Annotated in this window: 10 protein-coding genes; 4 read left to right on the top strand and 6 right to left on the bottom strand. The window is 43.9% G+C overall.

Annotated features, from left to right (window positions below):
* Positions 1–262 precede the first annotated feature (262 nt).
* Positions 263–568: a DUF1653 domain-containing protein gene (locus tag PHF79_03370; GenBank protein MDD5318826.1), complete on the bottom strand. Its 306-nt coding sequence runs from the start codon at positions 566–568 to the stop codon at positions 263–265.
* 16 nt (positions 569–584) lie between these two features.
* The gene (locus PHF79_03365; GenBank protein ID MDD5318825.1) at positions 585–1,313 is read right to left on the bottom strand and encodes a helix-turn-helix domain-containing protein; all 729 of its coding nucleotides are present in this window, start codon (positions 1,311–1,313) and stop codon (positions 585–587) included.
* A gap of 208 nt (positions 1,314–1,521) precedes the next feature.
* On the opposite strand from PHF79_03365, the gene PHF79_03360 reads away from it, so the two are divergent.
* Entirely contained in the window at positions 1,522–2,967 is a 1,446-nt protein-coding gene (locus PHF79_03360; protein MDD5318824.1) for a hypothetical protein, read from the top strand.
* On the opposite strand, the gene PHF79_03355 is transcribed toward PHF79_03360, so the two are convergent.
* A complete protein-coding gene (locus PHF79_03355; GenBank protein MDD5318823.1) occupies positions 2,923–3,474 on the bottom strand; it encodes a hypothetical protein in 552 nt (183 codons plus the stop codon). The genes PHF79_03360 and PHF79_03355 overlap by 45 nt on opposite strands.
* A gap of 348 nt (positions 3,475–3,822) precedes the next feature.
* Positions 3,823–4,233: an Ada metal-binding domain-containing protein gene (locus PHF79_03350; protein MDD5318822.1), complete on the bottom strand. Its 411-nt coding sequence runs from the start codon at positions 4,231–4,233 to the stop codon at positions 3,823–3,825.
* 76 nt (positions 4,234–4,309) lie between these two features.
* On the opposite strand from PHF79_03350, the gene rpmA reads away from it, so the two are divergent.
* A complete protein-coding gene (gene rpmA, locus PHF79_03345; protein ID MDD5318821.1) occupies positions 4,310–4,582 on the top strand; it encodes a 50S ribosomal protein L27 in 273 nt (90 codons plus the stop codon).
* Positions 4,583–4,692: 110 nt separating this feature from the next.
* On the opposite strand, the gene rplI is transcribed toward rpmA, so the two are convergent.
* Both rplI and PHF79_03335 read right to left on the bottom strand, forming a co-directional pair.
* A complete protein-coding gene (gene rplI, locus PHF79_03340; protein ID MDD5318820.1) occupies positions 4,693–5,136 on the bottom strand; it encodes a 50S ribosomal protein L9 in 444 nt (147 codons plus the stop codon).
* Positions 5,137–5,255: 119 nt separating this feature from the next.
* Positions 5,256–6,557 carry a S41 family peptidase gene (locus PHF79_03335; protein MDD5318819.1) on the bottom strand — a complete coding sequence of 434 codons (1,302 nt, stop codon included), beginning with the start codon at positions 6,555–6,557 and terminating at the stop codon, positions 5,256–5,258.
* 71 nt (positions 6,558–6,628) lie between these two features.
* Here PHF79_03335 and cysS point away from each other — a divergent pair, with 71 nt between their 5' ends.
* Together cysS and PHF79_03325 are read left to right on the top strand one after the other, a co-directional pair.
* Positions 6,629–8,023: a cysteine--tRNA ligase gene (gene cysS, locus PHF79_03330; protein MDD5318818.1), complete on the top strand. Its 1,395-nt coding sequence runs from the start codon at positions 6,629–6,631 to the stop codon at positions 8,021–8,023.
* A gap of 96 nt (positions 8,024–8,119) precedes the next feature.
* Positions 8,120–8,674: DnaB-like helicase N-terminal domain-containing protein (locus PHF79_03325; protein MDD5318817.1), on the top strand; the 555-nt coding region annotated here is incomplete at its 3' end.

Genomic DNA, 8,674 nt, shown 5'->3' with positions numbered 1-8,674 from the left:
ATCCGGAATTCCCGGATAGTTGCCCTTGATTAATAACTCGACCCTCTGCCATTTGTGCAGAGAAATATGCAGACCAACAAACCTAACGAGACTTGATACTTGTCTCTGGTTTCGGTCTGCATATTTCCCCAAGCAAAAAGCTGACCGATATTGCGGCCAGCTTTTATGCTTTTGGTTGTTCACTTCATCGAGACAATTCCGACAAGTAAAATTGTGCGACGTGATGATATGCTGGGAAGAGCTGTCCCCCCTTGAAGTACTGCTATTCTTTGTACAAGCCGTCCTTTATAGTCCTAAGTTTGGCAATGACTTTTTCGTCAGTGATTAATTTAAAACGACTAAATTTTTCACAATTTTTCTCTACAATCTCCAGGAACATCTCAGCTGGTCGTGCAAAATAATCCGCCGAGCCCAAAAAGTCACTTTTATAGAGCGGACGATAGATCACCAGTAGTTTCCCCTCTTCCGTATGTAGGGCAGTGCCCATAACTTCTTCCGCGTAATTATTTATCTCGCCTGACGGGTCGTGCTTGTAGTGATAATAAAATCCTTTTTTTATGGTATCCATTCTTTAAGTCTAGCATTTATAATTTCTTAAACAAAAGTTTGAAAATCTTCTTTTGAAACTCCGCAATCATCGGATTTTCGATGGTGATGGTTGTCTTTGAGTTGTAATCGATGAAAGCGACTTTGTTGCCGAATATAATTTGAGAAATATTGTACTCGAATAGATCGAAATCAGCTGGTACAGCCTTCACTTCCCTACCTAGCTTCCTCGAATGAGACTTCCTAGATGACTCATTTGTGATGATAAAGCGTTCCAATCCTTTTTGGTCTCGTACACGACGATAGTCGCTAGGAACATATTTTTCGCGATTGAGAGTCAAGGCAGAGCTATATCTATAGTATGTATCACCTTTTTTCAGACTGTGAACAACATCGGAATATGTTGCTGTAATAGACTTTTTCCCCTCAGCAAAACTCACTCTGGGCTTTTTGTTCCTAGCCTCATAAGCATCATATAAATCCTGAATCTCATAATTGAACTGATCTTCTAGGTCCGTAAATAATTTTTCAATCCTGTCTGGGGACTCTGCAACATAAAGCTTGTACTTCCCTTTCGGCATTATGGAGATCAAATTTTTATCAATTAAACTAGGCAGAATCTTATACACTGCTGGACGATGCAGAGAAGTATTTCTAACTAGGTCAGAGATTGACGCCGGCCCGTGCGTAAGGAGGGACAAGTAAATGTCGCTCTGTTGCTTATCAAAACCTATTTTTTCTAGCACGGATCTCTTTATTTTCTTCATATATTTGTAATCTGCGTCAATACATGTACTGAATTAGTACAACTATATTAACCTTTATTGCCTTATTTTGCAAGCTTATTGTCGTTATCCACAAAATAGTGTACGTCATGAGATATATTTTCCTCACAGAAAAAATATCTGCCGTATATTGAAATCAGAAATAGAACAAAAAAGAGAACCCTCTTTATTAGAACCTTAACAAAAAAATATGAAAAATAAAATACAAAACACTCCTACAGGTGAGGCGATGATTGGACTGGTCACGCGGGCGATTGAAATAATCCGTGCCGAATGTCACAACATCACGGTGGAAAATAAAATTGCATACAACGGCGTCGACGAGGATTTTGTAACCAATGGCGACAAGAAGGCCCAGGCCATGTACATCAGCGAGATTCACAGGCTCTTTCCTACCTACGGCATCATTGCCGAGGAAAAAGAGCTGGCTATCCCCTGCACGGACGCTGATCACGACATCTACTTCACGGTTGATCCACTTGACGGCACCAAGGCTTATAAGCGTCAGCAGTCACACGGTGTTGGTACAATGCTGGCGCTCGTGCGTGATGGCAAGGTCATTGCCTCATACATAGGTGATGCCAATACTGGCGAAATCTACGGCTATGATGAAAGTCTGGCCGAGGGTGAAGCCAAAAGAGTCCGTTTTGGCAGAACGTCTCTGTTGAAACCAGAGACTGATATGCCTCTGCCTAAACAGTACGTGCTTCTGCGTGAAGCTCCACACACCTTCCCCGCAAATATCGCTGAAATAATCATGCCAGCCAAGGATGGCGGAGTATTCAAAGACATCGAGGTCAGTGGTGGCAGTATCGGCACCTTTATGGCAAGGTTGTGGAAAGGCGAGGCTGGTGCCATCATCCTCGACCCAGGATTCGATACTCCTTGGGATTTGACCCCCGTCGTCGGCATTAGCCAGAAGCTGGGCTTCGAGTTTTATAAACTTGGTCCAGATGGCAGTTTCAAAAAACACCAGCCTGAGCTAGTCAGGAAAGTCACGGCGAAGCAGTACTACGAGATCATCGTACACAAAACGCTCGTCGGCGAGATGAAACAGTGGCTAGCGGTCAGGAAAAAAAGAGAAACCGTTGGCATCGATATTGGTGACACTATAGTCGAACGTTCTGGTGACACCAGGCAAGCCTTCCCTGACGCCTTGAGGGTCATCAAGCGCTTGGTGGCTGAACGTTTTGGGAACAATAGCCATATTGTCTCAAAGGTGAATGCAGAACAGATGATTCGAGTAAGGAAATGGCTGGACGAAAATCGTTTCCACGAACTCACCGGCCTCCCCGCCTCGAACGTCGAGTTTTGCGCTGAACGGCATGAAAAGGCCCCCATTTGTGAGAAACTTGGCATCACTCACTTCATCGACGATCGGCCGGAAGTCATCAGTCACATGACCTCTGTCCCCCACCGTTTTCTCTTCAGACCAAATATGGACGATTATGAGCGGTTAAGCCCAAGCTTAAAGGGGTCGTGGTCGTCCAGAGCTGGAAAGAAATCGAATCCCTGCTTCTGGATTAGAGATCAAGAAAAAATTGTTAAAACCAAAATGGTCCGCGGTGAAATCCGCGGACCATTTTATTTTTTATTTATTATCAGTATTTACGGCCAGTTTGTCGCCTCCGATTGATTGTTTATAGGCTTCGGATTTCTTCCAGCAAGAGGACGAGGAGATCCAGGGATCCGAACCCTGCTCTGTGTAGAGTAGACGAGCGTAGCGAAGATTCCCTTCTAGGGTAGAAATATCTATTCCTAGGGCACTAGAGCGCTTCAAATGATAGTGCTCGTTGACCTGAAAGACACCTACGTCCTGGTTGTTAGCCTTACCCCGGAAAAGAGCTCCATCAGGGGTGTATTGCCTATCGCGGGACTCACAATAAGCGATATCAGTCATGAGGGGTATATCCTTGAAATAAGTTTTAACCAGACTAGCCACCGCTTTACTGTTGGCAACGTATTCCGTTTCATCATTGCGAAAGGCCTTTGATGAAGTAGCCACCGTAGTAGCAGTTGTAGTTGAATTTGTGGTTGTAGCGGTCGTTGTAGCTTCCGCGGTGAGATTGATCGCCGATGGGGCGATAAATATAGTGGTCGTTGCCTGTGTTTGGGCCTGCTGGTCAGTGACGACGCTGGCCATAAACATAGCAAGACCGATGGTAAGTGGTAAAATAAGCCTTTTTCTTATGGGTAATGCGCACGTCCATCACTCAGCAGTATTATGCGCTTGCACGGGAATTGTTTCGGAACTCTTTTGATGGCCACTGTCAGTATCATGTGACGAGTCTCGCCGACCAAAGGAGAGGAAAACAAAAACCACAAGCTAATGTGGTTATGGCAATATACTAGCAAGAAAAGGACCTAAAGTCAACCGGCTGTGGATAAAAATGCTCTAAATTTGTGATAAAATATGGCTAAAAATATAGGTTTTAGTTGCATCAATACCTTTACAAAAGTAGGACAATATTGTATGGTTTTTAATCAAAATTCAGTAGCAATTTTTTGATGGTCGATAGCCGGCTTTTTCAGCTTCTTCTGATGAAGAAAAAACCAAAACCTGGCTATTTGTGGAGTCACTTTTGCCTTTTGTTGAAGCTTTTCTTACCCCACACCAGGGTAAACGATAGGTTTTACCTGTTTTGCTGGCCACGACGGGAGCCCCTAGGGGTTTATCGGGATTATTTATCGAAGGATATTCAAGCACCGCTAAATAGTCTGAAGCCATGATGTGACTGCTTATTTTATCCCATCCCCCACTCTCCCATGACAGGACTACAAACTCTGCGCTAGCTGAAAGTAACCAAAAAATCCAGAAAATACAGACCCACGAGCCTAAAATGCTTACCCAAGGCCTTTTAGGCAAACTATTGATTTTTTGCGACTGTTGGGCTATACTCATGGAACTTATTCTAGTCCACGGGGATAAAGTAAAAACGAATTAGATTTAAAAAACTCTTAATTATTTATAAAAAGAAATGGCAACAAAAAAAGCCGGTGGTTCCGCTAAAAACCTTACAGATTCAAAGCCAAAATTCCTCGGAGTCAAGCTCTATCATGGAGAAACAGCTCAGGCTGGATCAGTGATTGTCCGTCAGCGTGGTACCCGAGTCCTCCCAGGTAAAAATACTGGCCTTGGACGCGATCACACTATTTTTGCTCTCAAGGCAGGTAAAGTAGAATTTAAGAACAAACGAAAAACAAACGTAGACAACACAATTTCTACTCGGAAAATTGTAAATGTAATCTAGTAGAAATTAAAAAGACTCTTTCCGGAACACACATAAATCTCTGCTGAGATTTTGCTCTGCTCGGCCCGTCGGCCTGCGCAAGGTTCCGTCAAGAGTCTTTTTAATTTCTACTACTTTGCTTCTACAACGAGTGTAAATTCCGCTTTCTTGTCTCTGACCTGGATTTCGATAGTGTGCTCCCCTACTGTTTTGATTGGCTTATCAAGCACAATAAAATCGGGAATAATATCCAGGCGGGTTTCTTCCTTGATAGCTTTGATGAGTTCTTCTTTGTGAATACCGGCAAAAAGATGGCCTTTTTCATTGGCATTTTCCGATACGACAATGCGTGCACCCTGGATATCCTTAAGATTTTTGATTAGAAGATCCTCCTGGACTTTGAGATCCTCAGCCATCTGGGCTCGGAGCAACTCTACCTTTTTAAGGCTAGTAGGGGTAGCTACCTCTACCTGACCCTGAGGAATAAGCATGTTGAGAGCGTGACCATCGGCCACATTTTTAATATCGTATTTTTTACCAAGCTTAGCCACGTCTTTAAGAAGAATAACTTTCATAGGATTATTATTTAGAAGGTCTTTATTATTAGTTAATACGCAATGACTGAAATTGCTGAGCCCTATTTATAGCGCAGAATTGGCTTTGAGGCAAGCATTAATGGGTTTTGAATCTTTGGCTATTGTCTCAAAATCTCTACCGCTTTTTGGAGCTGGGGGTCATTGTCCTTGGTGACAACCAAACCATCTGGAATAGGCACTACATAGTCTGGGGTCAGGCCTTGAGCTGAAATAGAGAAGCCGTTTGGAGTCAGCCAACGAGCGACAGTCACCTTGAGGTTGGTATCGGAAGTCAGAGGTATGAGCTCCTGCACAGAACCTTTGCCAAAAGATTGTGTCCCGACTAGCTTAACAATGCCGTATTCGTGGAGCGCTCCGGCCATGATTTCAGAGGCTGAGGCCGATCCCCCATCAATCAAGATTACGGCTTTGAGGTTGTCATTGAAAATATTGTAGCCCTTGCTGCGAACAACATCTTCGGTCTGACCACCCTTTCCACCGTAGTCCTCACGGACAATGACTTTACCTGATGGCAAAAACCAGCTAGACATGTCCACCGCCGCATCAAGATAGCCGCCAGGGTTGCCTCGAAGATCAATAATAAGCTTGTCAGCCCCCGACAAAATAAATTGGCGTAGAGCATTGCGGAAAAGATCAGGAGCGTCAGCCGAAAAACTATAAACATGAATCACAAAAATATCCGTACCGATGCGATCGGTGTCAATCGTTGGAATATCAATAGTATCGCGTACCACCTTGATCACGATTGGATCTTTTGTCCCATCCCGCAACAAAGTAAAGGTCACCGCAGTGCCTTTTTTACCCCGAATCATTTTGACTGCGGCGTCGATGCTCATATCTGTAGTGACCGTATCATCAATTTTCAAAATTTTATCACCAGACTTGATCCCTGCTCGTTCAGCCGGAGTGTTCTTGAGAGCGGCAATGACGGTGAGGACACCATCCTTTTGCCCAACCTCCATGCCTACCCCTTCGAAATTGCCGCTAATTTCACTTTCAAAAATCTGGGATTCCTCTGGTGGAAAGAAAACCGTGTAGGGATCATTCAAGGCTGCCACCATACCTTTGATAGCGCCGTAGACCCGATCCTGGTCAGTAGTAGTGGCCACAGCGACAGTAGAGGTACTGTGTTTTGTAGCCACATATTTTTCATCCAAGATGCTCCAAGCCTTCCAAAATGGAGCAAAATCGACATTGGTAGACTCACCTTCTGTTTTATTAATAACATCGGCAGCTGTAGTCTGAGCTATGGCCTGCTTTTTACCAATATTTATCCCTACCTCAAAAGAAATAAGAATGATAATGCCAAGAATAATAATGGCCGTAACCCAATTGATAATAAAAGAGCGACGAGTCTGCGATGAGTCATGAGATGAGGTTTGTGAAGGAAGTAAATCCATTTGCCACTCATTCTCTCAAAAATTTACTCGCGGGTCAAACTGGGATATACTTTGAATATTCTTTAGCTTTTATGGAAATCTACCTCCACAATACCCTAAGCGGAAAAAAGGAACTTTTTGTGCCTATCAAACCAGGCGAAGTGACCATGTATCACTGTGGCCCAACCGTCTATGCCAAGGTGCACATCGGAAACCTGCGAGCTTTCGTGATGGATGACATTCTCCGTCGCACCATGGAATACGCCGGCTACAAGGTCAACCAGGTCATGAATATTACTGATGTTGACGACAAGACTATTCGCCGGAGCCAGGCTGAGGGTCTCTCTCTGCCAGAGTTAACCAAAAAATACAGTGAATTTTTTCTTGAAGATATCCATAAAATGAATATCTTGACCCCCAAGCAGCTTCCTAGGGCTACGGAGCATATTGCCGACATGATAGACATGATAGATACTTTGATTCAAAAAGGGGTGGCCTATATTGGAAATGATGGGGTTTATTTTTCTATCAAAAAATCCAAGGATTATGGCGCTCTTGCCGGGTTGAACATGACGGATCAGATGTGTGATAGCCATAGTCGATTGGACGACGAATACGACAAAGAAAATGCCAGGGATTTTGCCCTGTGGAAATTTACCACCGAGGCTGACGGACAGGTTTACTGGGACACGCCCTTTGGGGCCGGGCGACCTGGCTGGCACATAGAATGCTCAGCTATGTCTACCAAAGCCCTAGGTCCAACAATTGATATTCATACCGGCGGAGTGGATCTTATTTTTCCCCATCACACAAACGAAATAGCCCAATCCGAAAGTGCCACTGAGAAAACTTTTGTGCATTATTGGCTGCACAACAATTTTATTACGATCAACGACACCAAGCTTTCTAAATCATTAAAAAATGAAATCACCTTGGATGAAATTATCGCTCACAATATTCCTCCCCTCGCCTATCGCTACTGGCTTTTGACTTCACATTACCGGACCTTGGTCAATTTTACCTTAGAATCCTTGCAGGCCTCAGCGTCGGCTCTCGATCGACTGGTAGCTATCCTTTCCCGTTTGGATAAAGAAGAAATAAAAGACAAAAAAGTGAGCGACGATTACAAAAAACGCTTTGAGCAGGCTATCGGTGATGATCTCAATACTGCTCAGGCCATCGCTTTAGTTTGGGAAATTTTAAAAGACGATAAACTTTCAAATGCTGAGAAAAAGGCCGCAGTTTTTTCTTTCGACACTATCCTTGGGTTGGACTTGGTGCGCGCCTCGGCCCTGTATGAACAAACCCAAAGATTGATTCAGGAAAATCTGCCTCCAGAGATCAAGGATCTTATCCATCAACGCGAACAAGCCCGAAATGAAAAAGATTTTACCAGGGCTGATAAAATCCGTGACGAAATAGTAAGCAAAGGATATTCCTTGGATGACACCCCAGCTGGCGCACACGTCAAGAAAATCTCAAAATAAGCCTTGATTTGAGGCTAAGACTTATCCCCAGCCTGCCCACAGGCTTGTACTTTTTTATCTTTTGTTGAAGATTTTTTCATGTGCTAGAATTGGCTCATGGCAACCAAAAACTCCTCTCTTAATTCAAATAAAATCCATATCCCCTTGACCACTCAGCTCCGGGTTCCCCCAAACCACCTAGATTCTGAAAAAGCCGTACTGGGATCAATCATGCTTAGGCCTGATGCTCTCAACGAAATCATGGATTTTATCAGCGGTCCTAGTTTTTACGCAGAAAAACATCGCAAAATTTTTGAGACGATGTTTGAGCTGCATCAAAAAAACAATCCGATTGATATTCTTTCTGTTAGAGCTCGTCTCGAAGAAAAAAATATGCTCGAAAGTGTCGGCGGAGCCAGCTATCTAGCTGAGCTCGTCCACATAGTGCCTTCCTCTGCCAATATCAAGCACTACGCCGAGATTGTTCAAAAGAAGCATTTGATGAGACGCCTGATTGAGGCTGGAGATTATATTTCCCAAATTGGTTTTGACGAAGCTGGGGCTCTCGATGAGCTTTTGGACAAGGCTGAAAAATCCGTCTACGAAGTGACCAACTTCACCACCTCTCAGCGCTTCGTTGAGATCCGAGAAAAACTGACTGAAGCGTGGGAT

Source organism: Candidatus Paceibacterota bacterium (assembly GCA_028714275.1).
Taxonomy (GTDB): Bacteria; Patescibacteriota; Minisyncoccia; order Phycocordibacterales; family CAINVO01; genus CAINVO01.
This window is presented reverse-complemented; position numbering and strand designations above follow the sequence as displayed.

What these genes read in the sequence shown, in the direction of transcription:
- PHF79_03370 (MDD5318826.1), bottom strand. Translation starts at nt 568, where the DNA reads ATGGATACCATAAAAAAAGGATTTTATTATCACTACAAGCACGACCCG.
- PHF79_03365 (MDD5318825.1), bottom strand. Translation starts at nt 1,313, where the DNA reads ATGAAGAAAATAAAGAGATCCGTGCTAGAAAAAATAGGTTTTGATAAG.
- PHF79_03360 (MDD5318824.1), top strand. Translation starts at nt 1,522, where the DNA reads ATGAAAAATAAAATACAAAACACTCCTACAGGTGAGGCGATGATTGGA.
- PHF79_03355 (MDD5318823.1), bottom strand. Translation starts at nt 3,474, where the DNA reads ATGGCCAGCGTCGTCACTGACCAGCAGGCCCAAACACAGGCAACGACC.
- PHF79_03350 (MDD5318822.1), bottom strand. Translation starts at nt 4,233, where the DNA reads ATGAGTATAGCCCAACAGTCGCAAAAAATCAATAGTTTGCCTAAAAGG.
- rpmA (MDD5318821.1), top strand. Translation starts at nt 4,310, where the DNA reads ATGGCAACAAAAAAAGCCGGTGGTTCCGCTAAAAACCTTACAGATTCA.
- rplI (MDD5318820.1), bottom strand. Translation starts at nt 5,136, where the DNA reads ATGAAAGTTATTCTTCTTAAAGACGTGGCTAAGCTTGGTAAAAAATAC.
- PHF79_03335 (MDD5318819.1), bottom strand. Translation starts at nt 6,557, where the DNA reads ATGGATTTACTTCCTTCACAAACCTCATCTCATGACTCATCGCAGACT.
- cysS (MDD5318818.1), top strand. Translation starts at nt 6,629, where the DNA reads ATGGAAATCTACCTCCACAATACCCTAAGCGGAAAAAAGGAACTTTTT.